The sequence below is a fragment of the Prevotella sp. HUN102 genome (genome assembly GCF_000688375.1).
Lineage (GTDB): Bacteria > Bacteroidota > Bacteroidia > Bacteroidales > Bacteroidaceae > Prevotella.
Window position 1 is genome coordinate 1,133,434 of sequence record NZ_JIAF01000004.1, and the last position, 16,866, is coordinate 1,150,299.

Sequence of the window (16,866 nt, forward strand, 5' to 3'; positions counted from 1 at the left end):
TCGGCAAATCAAGCGAGCTTGTTTGCACTCATTTGCACGATTATTAAAACATCATTCAAACACCGATTAAACGATATAAAAATGCTTCTGACACTATATGACAGTTACGGCAACGTGAAGGCACGGATAGCACCCGACGAGAGCAGCACGCAGGACAAGGAGATACAGGGGGACAACCTCCTGAAACTCTCGTTCACGCTGTACGAGTTCGTGCCTATCGACGTGAACGACTATGTGGACTACGGCGGTGAGCGGTACTGGGCGGTGGAGAAATACGCCCCTGCCCAGAAGAGCACCGTGGAATGGGAATACAGCCTCCAGTTGTACGGCATAGAGAGCCTGATCAAGCGTTTCCTCGTGTTGAACAACACGGACGGCGGGAACGAGGCGGTGTTCACGCTGACGGGCCGTCCCGTGGACCATGTACGGCTGATCGTGAAGAACATCAACGACGGCATGGACGGCACGACGAACTTCAAGGCGGGTGCCGTGGAGGGTACGGAGAACGTGGTGATAGACTACACGGGCAAGTACTGCCACGAGGCACTGAAGGAACTGGCGGAGGCCGTGGGCACGGAATGGTGGTTTGACGGTCAGACGCTGAACCTGTGCCGCTGCGAGCACGGCGAGGAGGTGGCGCTGGGCTACGACAAGGGGGTGACCTCGCTGGACCGCGACACGGCCGACGGGGCGAAGTTCTACACGCGGCTGTTCCCGATAGGCAGCACGAGGAACATCGACCCTGAGAAATACGGGCACAGCCGGCTGATGCTTCCTGACGGTGCGCAGTATGTGGACGTGAACGTGGAGAAGTACGGCATCATCCACCACTACGAGCAGAGTGCCTTCGCGGACATCTACCCTCGGCGCGTGGGCGTGGTGGGCAGCGTGCGCCACGAAGATGTAAAGGACAAGGACGGCAAACCCTTCACGATATACTACTTCCGGGACAACGACCTGCCCTTTGACCCGAACGACTACGAGATAGGCGGGCTGGTAAAGCGCGTGTCGTTCCAGGAGGGCAGCGAACTTGCCGGGCTGGGTACGGACAATGACCATTACTTTGAGGTCAATTTCAACAGCGACACGAAGGAGTTTGAAATCATCACGATATGGCCCTACGATGACGACACGCAGCTGCCGGGCGGCACGCTGGTGCCGAAGGCGGGCGATAAATACATCCTGTGGAACATCCGCATGCCGGACGAGTACTACGGGCTGGCGGAGAAGGAACTGCGCAGCGCGGTGGACGAGTACAACCGCAGGCACGCCTTAGACGTGAGCCGCTACAAGGCACCGACGGACCATGTGTGGATGGAGGACACGGGGACGGAACTGTTTATAGGCCGGCGCATACGATTAGAGAGCAAGGAGTATTTCCCCGAGACGGGCTACCGGCAGAGCCGTATCACGCGGATAAGCCGGAAGGTGAACCTGCCGGGGCAGATGGACCTTGAGATCAGCGATGCCCTCTCGACGGGGGCGATGGCGAAGATTGACGATGCCATCGCCGAGGCGAGGAACTATGCGGGGACGATGGTCGGCTCCATCAACGTGCCGGATATTATCCACAGCTGGGACACGACGAAGCCGGCGGACACGAACCTGTACAGTGCCAGAAGGACGCACAAGGAGTTCCTGAGCAAGAACAGCGAGGACCGTGCCCGGAAGAAAATCATCTTTGACGAGGGACTGGACCTCGGCGACTTCGAGGCGGGCACGCGGGGCGGTCGCCTTGATGGCAAGGGCAACGCGGAACTGCTGACGCTGGTGGTGCGCCAACTGCTGCGCAGCGCGAGGTTCGTGGACGGCTTCGGCGGCGAGGGGTGGCAGTTGTGGATAGACGAGCAGGAGCTGGCTAACCTTACCATCGACAAACTGACGGTTCGCCAGGTGATGACCGTGTTTGAACTGCTGGTAGAGAAGATCCGTAGCGTTGGCGGTCAGATTGTGGTGAGTGCCGCCAATGGCAAGATAAAGACCGTTGAGGAGGTGGACGGCTATTTCAAGATCACCTTCGAGCAAGAGAATACCTTCCGGGAACACGACCTTATGCGCTGTCAAACCTTCACAGGCGGCAACCTGAAATCGTACTGGGTGGAGGTGGCTGCAGTTGACGGCAATTCGGTACTGGTAGAAACGAGTGAGTTTGACACCGGCCTTCCGGCTGAAGCCGACGAGGTTGTGCTGATGGGCAACACCGAAGAGACAAAACGGCAGAATCTGATCCTCATATCAGCCACGGAAGACGGACAGCCCCGCGTTGATGTGATGGATGGCGTGAAGGCAAAGAACTTCAAGGACTGCCTCCGTGCCCGTCTTGGAAATCTTGACGGCATCAGGGACGACTGGTTCCCGGCGGACAACCAGCCTCACGGCAACGGCCTGTACAGCGACAACGCATACCTGCGCGGCACCTTCCTGCTCGTTACGGGTGAGGACATCAAGACGAAATTCGAGATAACGGAGGGAAAGATAGCGAGCAGCGTGTCCGCGCTCCGTCAGGACTTTGCCAGTGATAAGGGATATTTGAACAATCCCAGTTTTGATGATGGACTCTCCAAGTGGCTCACAGAAAACGAGACGGTGTTCTGGCTGGTCGGCAATAAGTGGGTTTGGGCCAACAAGAACGTGCTCACGAAAAAGGGCGACGGCGCGAGTGTTACAAAGGATGACGGGCGTGTGGTGGTGCATATAAAAAACAAGTATATCACGCAGAAGAACGCGAGCTTGAAGAGCGTACCCCCGATGAGTACGAATGCCGACGGCAAGAAGGAAGCCCTGCCGGTGTACCTGAGTTTCTTCTACCGCTGCGCGAAAGAAGGCATGCTGAAGGTGCGGTTCGAGAACGTGGATAAGACCGGCTTTGAGAACTTCAACTCCCTTGAGGTGGAGGAAGTGCTTATGCCGACGGAAGGCTACAAGCAGTACACCTGCACAGGACTTTGGAACGGCACGGGCGACTTCACGCTGAGCTTCACGGGGGACATCTACCTCTATATGCTCATCCTTAGTACGGATAAGATAGAGAGCCTGACCTACAAGTACCGCACGCTGTTCGAGCAGAGTGAGAAGCTGGTCAATATCGCAGCGCAAAACTTTGATAAAGACGGTCGTGTGCTTGCAGAGAGCGGTATTATGGTAAAGGCGGCTGGTTCGGGTATTTATGCGCAAGGTCCTGACGGGAAACTTGCCCTTATCGGGGTGGCTGTGGAAGAAGCTGACGGGGAGGGCAACACGAAGACGGTCATTAAGTTACTTGCCGATAACATCAAACTGGAGGGACTGGTAACGGCCAATGGAAATTTTAAGATACTGTCCGACGGCAGCATTGAGACTAACAATGCACAGATAAAGGGTTATGTATATTCCGTGTTCAAGAAGATAGATAAAAGCGATGCGGAAAAGTTGAGAGATGGGAATTTTATCTTTGGTAAAAACACAGAATACAAATTGAAGACAAACCTCTATGTAGATGCCACTTTTTGTGGTGTGGTGCTCCCTGTTTCGGAAGCCTATGAGGGAGCGAGGGTGCTGATAATGGACTCGTATTTTATAAAGACTCGAGCCGTTACCCCATCGACAACTATCCGTTCAGAGGATGGCAGCCCGATTGTGAGCGGAATGTTTGCACAGACGGCAACATCAGGTGAATTTCAGGCAGACGTGCTGACTATAGACGCAGGCTGTGTGGAACTGATACTTCAGAACATCGCGTCGGAGTATGACGAAGTGGGGAAACCATTGAGACAGTCGCTCCGCTGGGTACTGGTAAGTAACTCCTGCCAAAACCTATACTGGACATACAAAGGCAAAGGATATGCATACATATACAACCTCAATAAAGGATTATAACAAAAAGGCATTACGTACAGGCAAAGTTAAAACAATATAAGTATGAAAGTGATTTACAACCGGCTGCTGCCCCTTAAGGGGTTCAAGGCCATCAATCTTTTTGGTGTGGTACTGGTCAGGAAGGAATGCCGTATGACGGCCACCGACCTGAACCACGAGGCTATCCATACGGCACAGATGCGCGAGCTGCTGTATGTGCCGTTCTATGTGCTGTATGTGTTGGAATGGCTGTGGCTGCTGCCGAGATACAGGAAGCGGCACGAGGCTTACCGGAACATCAGCTTCGAGCGCGAGGCATACGCTCATCAGGCGGAGCCGGATTACTTGAAGGCAAGACCGAAATACAATCAATATAAATCATAACGATATGGCACTGACAGAACAGGAAAGACAGGATTTGAAGCAGGACATACTCTCGCAAATCAAGAGCGAGAGCCAGAGTGTAACCGAGCTGCAGGAGGTGCAGAGCCTCGACGGTGTGAAGACCTTACCGGCGATGCGCGGCGAGGAACTGGTGACCGCCCCGGTAAGTCTGCTGGGCAAGCCTGCCATTGATGCGGCAGCGCAGGCTCTGGCAGCCAAGCAGGCGGCAGATACCGCGGCGGAAAAGGCAGGGCAGGCAGCCACCAATGCCGACACGAAGGCACAGGCAGCACAGGAGGCCGCGCAGGTTGCGAACAAGGCCGCGGAAGACCTTGCTGCGGTAAAAGACTCCGCCCGGCAGGTCATCGACCGGTACGAAGATGTGGCTGTACAAGCCCTGAACGGTGCCACGGCCCGCTTTGACGGCATACTGGCGGATGTCGCCATTGAGCAGCAGAGTGCCTCGGCGGTAACGGGGGTGTACTTCATTGCCTCCAAGGGAGTGTTTGCCGGTAAACACGAGGGGAAGTATTACGGCAACTGGCAGGGCGCTGACCTCTACCTCACCGAGGACAGGAAGGAGATACAAAAAGACAAACTCTACCTGCTTGGCTCCGTACTCTACGCATGGAACGAGCAGGACGGCACGCTTGCCGAGGCCAGCGGCACAGGCGGCGGCAACACCATCAACGTGAGCGAGACCTATCCCCTCGAAACAGGCTACTACACGCTGGCCACAGCCATCAAGGCCGTGGAAGAGAAGCTGCGCGCCAAGGGCCGGTGCATCACCTTCGAGGTGTCGCAGGGGCGGTACCTGACGAAGCAGTTCGTCGGCACGAACCTGGCGACCTGGGAGAGCGAGAGCAGCTGGGATGACTTCGGCGGTGGCGGCACGGTGAAGAGCGTGACGCTGAACGGGCAGAAAGCCGTGCCGGACACGCAGGGCAACATCAGCCTGACGGTAAACGAGACCGAGGTGGACGAGACACTGGACGCGGAGAGCACGAACCCCGTGCAGAACCGTGCCGTCTCCGGCAAACTCAGTGAGATAGAGGCCGGCACCCTCTTCGACAGCGACGTGACGGAGGAGGATGACGGCAAGCAGACGGTGACGCTGAAGAACAAGAGCGGTGCGGCCATCACGCAGTTCACGCTTGCTGCCGGCGGAGGCGGTGGCGGCGGGGACACGGCGACGGCGAAGATCGTGCTGGGCGCGGGCGTGGACCACAGCGTCATCAAGGAGGGCGGCGACTGTATGCTGACCTACAGCTACGACCACCAGTATGTGGGCGGCGAGGACGCCGGACAGACCACCGGACAGAAGGCGATCATCGAGATACGCGTGCTGCGCGGCTCCATCCTGGTATATGGCCAGACGACGGACGGCGTGAGCCGCGGCACCTATACGCTGGACCTGACGAAATACCTGCAGGTGGGTACGACCGACATCTATGTGAAGGCCACGGCCACCGACCCCGACACGGGCAAGCCCCAGACGAAGCAGGCCTATGTGAACGTGAAGGCGGTGAGCCTGACGCTGGGCTGCGACTATGCCCTGACGGACGGCACCGCCGGTGGCGGCTACGGCTCCGCGGACAATGCCGTGATACCCTATACCGTACAGGGCACGGGCACGAAGACCGTGTTCCTCTATCTGGACGGCAAGCAGCACGAGAGCCGTGCGGTGACGCGCAGCGGCACCACGAACGGCAGTTTCACGATTGCCATGCGCCCTCTGGCCGTAGGACGGCACACGGTGCAGCTGGTGGCGGAGATGGAGGCCGGCGGCGGTCTGACACTCAGGAGCGAGAGCATCTACCTGGACATATACAAGGCCGGGAGCAGCAGCCCGCTGATAGCGACGAAGCAAGTGTTCCGGGACGGGCGCATCCTGACGGACGGACACCTGACACCGCTGCTGACAGCCGGGCAGTACGAGCAGCTGTCCTTCGAGTATGCCGTATATGACGCCGGCGCCACTCCCGCGGCCATGACCGTGGTGCTGAACGGCACGGCGGCACAGAGTGTGAGCGTGCCGCGGACGGTACAGACCTACACGAACCGCTTCACGACGCAGGGCACGCAGAAGATGAAGCTCGTGTGCGGCGCGACCGAATATCCCCTTGACATCGAGGTGGAGAAGAGCGGCATAGACATCTCCGAGGCTACGCTGGGGCTGAAGCTGAAGCTCAGCGCGGCGGGAAGGAGCAACGGCGAGGCCGACCCCGCGCACTGGGAATACGGCAACGTAAAGACTGCGTTCGAGAGCGTGGACTGGAACACGAGCGGCTGGACGGGCGACTCGCTGCTGCTGCGCAACGGCGCGAGGGCACGGATAGGCTATGCCCCGTTCACCGCCGATGCCGCCACGGCAGGCTGCACGGTGGAGGTGGAGATGAAGGTGTCGAACATCACGGACAAGGACGCTGCCGTGGTGTCGTGCATGAGCGGCACGAAGGGCTTCCGCATAACGGCCGACAAGGCGATGATGTACACGGGCTCGACGAAGGAGGTCGTGGACGAGGACGGCGGCAGGACCACGCAGCAGGTGGGCGTTGGCCGGCAGTACGGCGAGGACATGTGGGTGAAGATAGCCTTCGTCATCGGCCGCCGCTCGGAAGGCAGGCTGATGGAACTGTATGTGAACGGCACGCGGAGCGCGGCGGACATCTACGGCGAGAGCGATAACTTCATGCAGGACAGCCCCCAGGGCATCACCATCGAAAGTGCCGGCGCCGACGTGGAGGTGCGCAACGTGAGGGTGTACGACCGCGCGCTGGGCGACGACGAGGAGATGGACAACCACATCGTGGACCGCCGGACGCTGGACGAGATGGCGGCGCTGTTCGAGGAGAACGACGTGCTGGGCGAGGACGGCCGGAGCATCGACTTCGAGAAGCTGCGGAAGAAGGGCAAAGGCATCATGCTCGTGGTGCGCCAGGGCGGCCTCGACCCCGTGAACGCGGAGAACAACAAGAAGGCGGACTTCCTGGCCGACGTTCACCTGTGGCTGCCCGACGGCCGGTACATCTACCTGAAGAACGTCTATATCCGCATCCAGGGCACGAGCTCGACGAAGTACCCGACGAAGAACTACCGCATCTACTGCGCCAAGGGCGAAAGCCCGGAGATGTACATCGACGGTGTGAAGCAGGAGGAACTGAAGCTGGCGCTGCGCCTCGGACAGAAGAAAGTGAAGGTGCTTTGCGCCAAGGCGGACTACTCCGACTCGTCAATGGCGCAGAACACGGGCGGCGCGAAGCTGTGGAACGACATGATGAAGGCGCTGGGCTTCCTCACCCCGGCGCAGCAGGCGGACAGCAGCGTGCGCACGGCCATCGACGGCTTCCCCATCGACGTGTTCTCGGCGGAGAGCATGGAGGACACGCCAGTCTACTACGGGCAGTACAACCTGAACCACGACAAGAGCGACTGGCACGAGATTGTCGGCCTGAAGGGCGTGGCGGGTCTTGACACCTCGAAGGCGGTGGCCTTCGAGTTCCTGAACAACACGCAGCCCCTGTGCCTGTTCCAGGGCAAGGCGGACCTTGACGCGCAGGCCGCGGAGGAGTTCGACAACGCGCTGGAGTTCAACTACCCGAAAGACATAACATGGGCCACGGCGACGGAGGAGCAGAAGACAGCCTTCAAGCGCCTGTGGGGCTGGATAAGGGACTGCGTGCCGGAGGGCGCGACACCTGCCGACGTGAGCACCTTCGCCTCGGAGAAGTTCAGGAGCGAGCTGGAGCAGTACATCAACGAGGACTTCCTGCTGTGCTGGTGGCTCTTCACGGACTTCTTCGCCAACGTGGACCAGCGGGCCAAGAACATGATATGGGCGACATGGAACCTGCTGGTGTGGTACATCCTCTACTACGACGGCGACACGCAGATAGGCGACCGCAACGACTCGATGCTGGCATACCTATACGACGTGACGCGTGAGACCTGGGACGCGGAGAAGTCGAAGTACGCCTTCGAGGGGCACGACTCGTGGCTGTGGTGCCTGGTGCTGGCGAACCTGAAGGAGGAGATCGTGGCGATGGCCGGGAAGATGCGCGCCTACCTGACGGAGGAGCGTGCCAGCGAGGTGTTCGACAGGGAGCAGCAGGGCAACTGGTGCGGGCGCGCCTACAACAAGAGCGGCGAGCTGAAGTACATCAAGCCCCAGACGGAGGGTGTCATGGTGAAGGGCGAACTGGTGAAATATCCCTACATCTACGCGCTGAAGGGCGACAAGCAGGCGTTCCGCCACTGGTTCATCCGGAAGCGCTTCTCGCTGCTCGACGCGAAGTACGGCACGGGCAACTTCCTCTCCGACAACATCGACATGTACATGAGCCGTGCGGCGGATGCGCCGGAGAACACCATCACGGTGACGGCGGGCGACCTGTACTACTTCGGCTACGGCACGAACAACGCGCCGCACCTGCAGGCGAGCCGGCGCGCTGAGAAGGGCGGGAAGGTGACGCTGACCTTCAAGAACGCCTTCACGGTGAACGACCCTATCCGCGTCTATGGCGCGAGCCGCATCGCGGAGCTGGACATGCGCGGGGCGGCTGACAACCTTACGGGCGACGTGAATCTGAACAAGTGCAAGGCCCTGCGGAAGCTCGACCTTCAGACGGCGGCCAGTGGCTCCACGGGGTGGTGCCTGGTGCTGGACCAGTGCCGCCAGCTGTCGGACATCAACCTGTACGGGCAGAAGAACGCGAGGACGGGCACGCTGTCGAGCCAGGAACTGGACTTCACGGCGCAGACGAAGCTGCGGACTCTGGACGCCCGGGGCGTGGAGGTACAGGCCGTGCTGCTCGCCCCCGGCGCGCCGGTACAGACGGTGAAACTGGGCGGCAGCATACAGACGCTCCGGCTGGAGTACCTGCCGGAGTTGCGGGACAGCGGGCTGACGCTGCAGAACTGGCGCACGGTGAGGACGCTGCGCTTCGCGGCCTGCCCTAACCTGGACTGGCAGACGGTCCTCGGCAGGTGCGTGAGCGTGGAGCGCGTGCGCATCGAGGGTATCGACGCGGAGGATGACGGCACGCTGCTGGGCAGGTTCAAGGCACTCAAGGGCGTGGATGCCGAGGGCAACGCGGTGGACTACTGCGCTCTGGTGGGCACGGTGCACCTGACGGCGTACATGGAAGATGAAGAGTACGCGGCGATGAAGGAGAAGTTCCCGGAACTGAACATCCGGCAGCCGGACTACACGATGATAGCGTTCGACGACACGGTGGCGGACGACGCGAACGTAACGAACCTCGACAACGGGACTGGCTACGGAGGCGGCACGGCCTATGTGCCCAGCGGCCACATCACGGCTATCCTGAAGCAGCGGCACAGGGTGCTGGCCAAGGTAACGAAGAAACCGAGCACGCACAATGTGAACATGGCCGGACAGGAGGTGACGGTGAACAACCCGGACGGCGAGATGACCTACTATCCCCTTGACGATGCGGATAGCCACAAGTATGCCGACGGTACGGAGGCGAAGCTGGACGGCACGGAGGGCGACTGGATGATGTACGAGCCGTTCTTCTGGTCAAAGGGCATCAACGACTACCTCGGCGGCAAGCACTACAGCTGCTACAGCAGCAATGATGCCGCACACAAGCCGGCAAGTCCGGAGGCGACGGTGGTGAGCCTTGAGGACATCAGGGGCACGCAGGGCGGCTGCCTTGCCGGCAAGAAAATCATGAGCGGCAAGGAGACGCTGCAGAACTCCTATACGAACGACACGGCCTACAGCGTGTGCAAGGTGAGCGTGGAAGGCTACAAACGGGTGCGCTTCCCGAGCGTTCCGGGCACGAACCTCATCGGCTCGGTGTTCGTGGACGCGGAGGGCAAGGTCGTGAAGTCGGTTGTCGTTCCGACCATCGGCAACAAGTTTGAGGCTGGCATGTACCTGATAGCCGACGTTCCGGCGACGGCCGTGAACCTGCACTTCACCATCCTGAACACGGCAGAGTTCGACTGCGTGGTCCTGAGTAACAGCACGCGGATAGAGGACATGGAGCCGGAATGGGTGGCCAACGACGAGCACCTGTGCGCCGTGGTAGGCTCGACAGTGATCGGCTCGAAGCTGCGGGCGGCGATAACCGGCGGCAGCACGACGGCGAGCATGACATGGACGGACTTCCATTACTACTCGGTACAGAGGGGCATGCAGCAGATAGACGCACTGATGCACTCGCGCATCGCGAACCTGTTCTTCGCCTTCTATGGGCGCAGGAACGCGCAGGAGCAGTGCGGCGCTGGACAGCACACGAACAACCGCACGACGGGCGGCACGGCAAGCCGCGGTATGCGGGACACCATCGGGTACGAAGAAGCGTCCAGCGTGAACAGCGGCGTTACGAACAGCATCGTGGACTATGGCGTACACCAATATGCCTGGTACCGGAGCGTGGACGAATACGGAGGCGCGGCGGTGTCGCAGGTGAACAACACCTGCTGCCTGGGCTATGAGGACATCTACGGCAACAAGTATGACATGATGGACGGCGTGGACGTGCCTAATGACAGCGGAAATTACGGTAAGTGGCGCATCTGGATGCCGGACGGCAGCGTGCGCTGGGTGAAGGCCACGACGAACAGCGACTACTGGATAACGGCGGTGGCTCACGGCAGGTACATGGACGTGATACCGGTGGGCAACGTGTCGGGCTCATCCTCGACCTACTATGGCGACAAATACTGGTTCAGCGGCGCACAATCCCGTGTGGTCTCTCGCGGCTGCTACAGCGCGGTTGCGGCTGGCGGTGTATCGTACTCGTATGCGAGTAGCGATGCTTCGTACTCGTTTGCGTTTGTCGGTTCGCGTCTGGCCTTCCGCGGCTGGCTCGTGAGGGCGCAGAGCGTGGCTGCGTACAAGTCGATAAGCGAGGTGGCGTAGGCGGAAACGCGAAAGCGGGAGCGAAGCGACAAAGCGTAATGTCCGAGGAACGAGGACATCGGAATACGGGCGTAAGCCCGTCGATGGCGGTAGAATTTTTACGCTTCCTCGCTGAAATTGAGTACCTTTGCACTTGATATCTATGGCGGAGTTCCCCATATCCCGTGTGGTCTATCGCGGCTGCAACAACGCGAATGCGGCTGGCGGTGTATCGAACTCGAATGCGAATAACGATGCTTCGAACTCGAATGCGAATGTCGGTTCGCGTCTGGCAAACTAAGTAATCGGTTCCACGGCAAGGATGGACGTGTCCCCAATACCGCACCGAGGGGAACAAGCCACGGCAAAAGCGCCTTTTTACAGGCGGAAAGCCGGAACATCAAGTGTCGGGTAGAGTCCGGTAGGCCTCACCACAGGCTCGAAGGACTCAGGCCCGGAGAAAGGAAGGCTCGTGCCTTCAAGTGATGAACGAACAAATAAGTAAAACGAAAAGATGCGCAGGGACGGTTACATCATCGAGGAAATCGTGGAGTATGGCAATATGTCGGACTCATTCGACCAGGTGCTCCGCGGTACCAGGCGGAAGGAGAGCCGGCAGGGACAATGGCTGCTGGCGCACCGTGAGGAGGTCATCCGTGAACTCAGCGACCGTATCAAGGCCGGCACCTACACCGTCAGGGACTACCGCGAGCGTGAGATCAATGAGAACGGCAAGACGCGCCGCATCCAGATCCTGACGATGAAGGACCGCATAGCGGTACATGCCATTATGGCCGTGGTGGACAGGCACCTGAAGAAGCGGTTTATCCGAACGACCTCGGCAAGTATCAAGCAGCGCGGCATGCACGACCTGCTGGCGTACATCCACCGGGACATGCAGGAACAGCCGGAAACGACACGCTACTGCTACAAGTTCGACATCAGCAAGTTCTATGAGAGCATCGACCAGGACACGGTGATGGACTGCGTGAGGAGGGTGTTCAAGGACAGGCGGCTCATTACCCTGCTCGACGGCTTCGTCCGCATGATGCCCAAGGGGCTGAGCATAGGGCTCCGCTCCTCGCAGGGACTTGGGAACCTGCTGCTGTCCGTCCACCTCGACCATGTGCTGAAAGATGAGTGCGGTGTGCGCCACTTCTACCGCTACTGCGATGACGGCGTGGTGCTGGCCGGTACCAAGCAGGAACTGTGGGAGATACGCGCTATCGTACACCGGCAGATGGAAGGCATAGGCCTGAAGGTAAAGGCAAGCGAGCGTATATTCCCCGTAACGGAGGGTATCGACTTCCTCGGCTATGTGATACGCCCTGAGTATGTCCGGCTACGCAAGCGCATCAAGAAAAAGGCGGCGGCGAAACTGAATGAAGTGAAATCAAGAAAGAGACGGCGTGAGATCATTGCCTCCCTGTATGGGATGGCCAAGCATGCCGACTGCAATAATATGTTTCATCAATTAACAGGCAAAGAAATGAAATCATTTAAGGATTTGAAGATCGCTTACAAGCCGGAGGACGGCAAGAAGCGTTTCCCCGGTGCTGTGGTGAGCATCAGGGAGTTGGTAAACCTCCCCATCGTGGTCAAGGACTACGAGACGGGAATCCACACGGAGCAGGGCGAGGACCGCTGCATCGTCAGTATCGAGCAGAACGGCGAGCCCAAGAAGTTCTTTACCAACAGCGAGGAGATGAAGAACATCCTCGCGCAGATTAGTGAACTGCCGGACGGCTTCCCGTTCGAGACAACCATCAGGACGGAGACCTTCGGCAAAGGTAGGACCAAATATGTTTTTAGCTGATGAGAGTACAAGGAAGTGCGGAGGTGGAGTTGCTGGAATGCACCAACCCCGTGAAAGGAAAGTGGCGCGTCCGCTGGGACGTGCGAAAAAAAGAGGACGGTTCGGCTGACTATATGGAGCAGGAGTTCGGGCACCGTCCTGAACTGAAGGAGATAAAGAGCCTTATTCTGGACTGGTACAACGCAAAGGTGGACGAGGCGATATTGTCGGGCTTCATCTACGAGGACATGCCCGTGTGGCTGTCGGCGGAGAACCAGTTCAACTACAAGTCGGCATACGACCTCGCCGTGCAGACCGCAGGGGCAACCTTGCCGGTAACGTTCAAGTTCGGGACGGACGGGCAGCCGCAGTACCGCAAGTTTGAAACGCTCGATGAATTGACGGATTTCTATGTCAAGGCGATGGCCTATATCCAGACTACCCTTGCCGCAGGCTGGAAGGAGAAAGACGCCATCGACTGGTCGGCATACGGAGAGGAGGCGGGCCATGAGTAAGGGCTGTGGCTGCCAGAGCGGCATATTCCGATGGTTCACACCACCGTATGCCGGACTGTTCTACGCGGCGTGCTGCATCCACGATGATGACTACGACCGCGGGGGCAACGAGCGCGACCGGAAGGCGGCTGATCTCCGCCTGTTCGTGAACTGCTTCAGGAAGATTGCCAAGAGCGGATTCGCACCTGCAAAGGCGATGTGGTGCGCCCTGGTGGCCTTGTGCTACTATTGGAGCGTCCGGATGCTTGGAAGCAACTATTTCAAGTATAGTGGATAGTTAGGAGAGTCCCTTCGGGGGAGGGATATAAAAAAGCCCCCGGCCTGTTAATAGTCGTCTCACTTACTATATAACACAAAACGCCACATGAGCGCAGCCGGGGGCAATATACCCTTCGACCGCTCATGTGGTCTTTTTTTTGTGTGCGCATTATGCGCTATAATAAGTGAGACAATGCAAAGATACAAAAATTTGTGATAATGAAGATAATAGAGGTCTTGAAATTTAACAGGGAGCTGATAAAAAGGCTCAAAACAGCGGGAATTCGTCTGGAAGACGAGGAGTTTGTGGACTTATATACAGATTATACCACGCTGCTGGAACACGGCGAGAAAGTGTCGTATATCGTGGCCCGGCTGTCGGATAAGTATGCGGTGAGCGAGCGCAAGGTGTATATGCTTATCAAACGGTTCCAAAGCGACTGCAAGCCGCTTGCAGTGTGATTTGGTGTAAATGTTCTTCTGCCTCATCGAATATGGCGACCTTTGCCGTACCAAATAAGTGCGACAATGAGAAAACAATACCTTTCGGCACCGCTTCCATTCCAGGGACAGAAGCGGATGTTTGCCAAGGAGTACATCAAGGTGCTCCAGCAGTTCCCTGACGGTACGACCTTCGTGGACTTGTTCGGCGGCAGCGGGCTACTGTCCCATATCGCCAAGTGCCAGAAGCCGAACTCCACCGTTGTATATAATGATTTTGACGGCTATCGTAAACGGCTGGAAGCCTTACCCCAGACGAATGCCCTGCTTGCTGAATTGCGTGCAATAGTGGACGTTCCGCGACACAAGGCTATCATGGGAGAGCAGCGCGAGCAGGTGCTGTCGTGTATCCGCAGGCATGAGCGGGAGCGCGGATATGTTGACTACATCACGCTGTCCTCATCCATTCTGTTTTCGATGAAGTATGCCACCGAGTATGCAGACTTGGAGAAGGAGACCTTATATAATAACATAAAGGGGGTGGATTATCCACCTTGCGACGACTATCTCGACGGGCTGACCATTACCTCCTGTGATTACAAGGAGGTGTTTGAGCGTTACAAGGACGTGCCGGGCGTGGTGTTCCTCGTAGATCCGCCCTATCTGAGTACGGACAGCAAGACCTACAGAATGTACTGGAAACTGTCCGATTACCTCGATGTGCTGACAGTTCTCTCCGGCCACCGCTTCATCTACTTCACCTCGAACAAGTCCTCTATCATAGAGTTGTGTGACTGGATGGGCAGACACCCGAACCTCGGCGACCCGTTCAGGAACTGCCACCGCAGGGAGTTCAACGCCCACATGAATTACAGTTCGTCCTATACGGACATCATGCTTTATACGGATGCCGCTTGAATAACATTCTAATACCGTTTGAACGATGAATAAATACTATCAGATACTGGACAAAATTCTGGAACAAGGAAAGACCCAGACCAACAAGAAAGGCAATATCCGCTACTTGCTTAACGAGCAACTTTCATTGTCGCCGGCCGACCTGCTCGACATTTTCGAGAGCCACGGCATAGCCAGGAAGAAGTTGAGGAATGAACTACAACTCTTCATGAAGGGTGAGCGGCAGGTGGAGAGATACCGCGAGGCAGGTATCAACTGGTGGGACTATTGCGGGAGCGTACTCGTCAATAGTTATCCGACTTACTTTGAGAAACTGCCGCCTTTGTTAGCGAGGATAAACCGCGAGAAGCGCAACTCGAAGAATTATGTTCTGTTCCTTGGTGAGACAGGCGCAGAAAGCAATCAAGCTCCGTGCCTCAGCCTGGTACAATTCCAAATTGATGACGGAGAACTTGTTCTGTCGGCCTACCAGCGCAGCAGTGATGCAAACCTTGGACTACCGGCCGATATATACCACCTTTATCTTATGGCGCGGCAGATAGACCTGCCACTGAAAAACATAACTCTGAATCTCGGAAACGTACACATATACGAGAATAATTTGGAGCGAACAAGGCTGCTGCTTGAAGGTAATGAGAGTGTGAAGTTTGACTTGAATGTCTGAATATAGAATGATAAGAAACAAGAAACGCCCCAGGAAAATCTGAGGCGTTTTTTATTGGGAGGGGGGAACCTAAAAAAGAACGTTTCGTTTTACGAGGCAGAACGCTTCGTTTTATTTTTTCGGAACGCTTCGTTTTGCGGATTATACCATCTGCACCAACGCTTGCACTACTGTAATTTACCAAAATCTTCTTGTCCTTTGTGTACAAATGGCCGTTCCAGTTGCAATATGCAGCGTTGGTATCAGCCACCTTGAAGTTCTTCAGGTTGGCACAGTTGGCAAAAGCATTTCCATTCTTGATTTCCTTCACTGTTGAAGGGATATAGAACTCTCCTACCTTGATACAGGAACGGAAAGCCTCAGCCTCAATAACTTCCAGTCCTTCAGGGAGAGTGATTTCAGTAAAATACTCGCAATACATCATTGCACCCACGGTAATGGTCTTCAAGGTTTCGGGCAGTTTTACCTTCGTTACGTCTTTACGGTAGGCCGGACACTTGTAGAGCGTCGTGGCATTGTAGTCATACAATATGCCGTCGATGGTTTTGAAATGTTTGTTTCCTTCTTTCACCGTGATCTTTTCAAGATACCAGCAATCGTAGAAAGCCTCATAGCCGATTGATTTCAGCGATTTGCCCAACGTCAGCTTGCGCAATCTGTTGCAGAATTGGAAAGCATAGCCTCCGATGGTCTCCAATGCGTCGGGCAGAACGATTTCCTTAATATTGTCATTCAGATAAAAAGCAAAATCGCCTATATAACGCAGGGTCTCTGGGAACTTGATACTCGTAAGATTCTTCAGGAAGAATGCGGAATTAGCAATACCAACTACCGTGTATTCCACATTATTGATCTTCACTTTCTCCGGAATAACGGCATCGCCGCTATACGTGTTAGGCTTTTCGTCGTCCGTACTCTTGTCAAGCTTTGTAAGCTTCACTTCCTTCTTCGCCTCGTCAATGATGTTGTATCGGTAGCCGTCGATATAGTAAGAAGGTTTCTTCTCTTCAGGCGCAAGAGCTGCGAAAGCAAAACTGATCTTGTTCATTGACAACTCGGCATCTGTGTGGGCATCGCAGTGAATAGCTTCGTTTCTTGTGGGTTGTGTAAAAGCTGAAGACGCACAAGCCATCATTAGAACTGTGGAAATGATAAAATCTTTGTTCATACCGTTTCTTTTAAA

9 protein-coding genes and 1 pseudogene are annotated in these 16,866 nt (G+C 56.8%); 9 read left to right on the forward strand and 1 reads right to left on the reverse strand.

Features of this window, described 5'->3' with window-relative positions; genetic code table 11:
* The first annotated feature begins 81 nt into the window (after positions 1-81).
* The 9 genes from P150_RS0109755 to P150_RS18015 all read left to right on the forward strand — a co-directional run bounded on the left by P150_RS0109755 (position 82) and on the right by P150_RS18015 (position 15,683).
* Positions 82-3,855: a hypothetical protein gene (locus P150_RS0109755; RefSeq protein ID WP_028897517.1), complete on the forward strand. Its 3,774-nt coding sequence runs from the start codon at positions 82-84 to the stop codon at positions 3,853-3,855.
* 42 nt (positions 3,856-3,897) lie between these two features.
* Positions 3,898-4,218, forward strand: coding sequence for a hypothetical protein (locus P150_RS0109760; protein ID WP_028897518.1), 321 nt, complete (start codon positions 3,898-3,900; stop codon positions 4,216-4,218).
* Positions 4,219-4,222: 4 nt separating this feature from the next.
* On the forward strand, positions 4,223-11,113 hold the full coding sequence (locus P150_RS0109765) for a CotH kinase family protein (protein ID WP_028897519.1): 6,891 nt from the start codon (positions 4,223-4,225) through the stop codon (positions 11,111-11,113).
* A gap of 493 nt (positions 11,114-11,606) precedes the next feature.
* Entirely contained in the window at positions 11,607-12,908 is a 1,302-nt protein-coding gene (locus P150_RS0109775; RefSeq protein ID WP_028897520.1) for a reverse transcriptase domain-containing protein, read from the forward strand.
* Entirely contained in the window at positions 12,905-13,402 is a 498-nt protein-coding gene (locus P150_RS0109780; protein WP_028897521.1) for a hypothetical protein, read from the forward strand. The genes P150_RS0109775 and P150_RS0109780 overlap by 4 nt, the downstream gene beginning before the upstream one ends.
* Complete coding sequence (locus P150_RS0109785; RefSeq protein WP_028897522.1) at positions 13,395-13,679, forward strand: hypothetical protein; 285 nt, start codon at positions 13,395-13,397, stop codon at positions 13,677-13,679. Before P150_RS0109780 ends, P150_RS0109785 begins: the two co-directional genes overlap by 8 nt.
* Positions 13,680-13,879: 200 nt before the next feature.
* On the forward strand, positions 13,880-14,122 hold the full coding sequence (locus tag P150_RS0109790) for a hypothetical protein (protein WP_028897523.1): 243 nt from the start codon (positions 13,880-13,882) through the stop codon (positions 14,120-14,122).
* A 66-nt stretch (positions 14,123-14,188) separates the two neighbouring features.
* Entirely contained in the window at positions 14,189-15,019 is an 831-nt protein-coding gene (locus tag P150_RS0109795; RefSeq protein ID WP_028897524.1) for a DNA adenine methylase, read from the forward strand.
* A gap of 25 nt (positions 15,020-15,044) precedes the next feature.
* Positions 15,045-15,683 (forward strand): thymidylate synthase, encoded by a 639-nt coding sequence (locus tag P150_RS18015; protein ID WP_028897525.1) that lies wholly within the window; start codon positions 15,045-15,047, stop codon positions 15,681-15,683.
* Between the two features lie 253 nt (positions 15,684-15,936).
* On the opposite strand, the pseudogene P150_RS18020 reads toward P150_RS18015, so the two are convergent.
* Positions 15,937-16,851: pseudogene (locus P150_RS18020) on the reverse strand (leucine-rich repeat domain-containing protein); the annotation flags it as partial.
* Positions 16,852-16,866 lie beyond the last annotated feature (15 nt).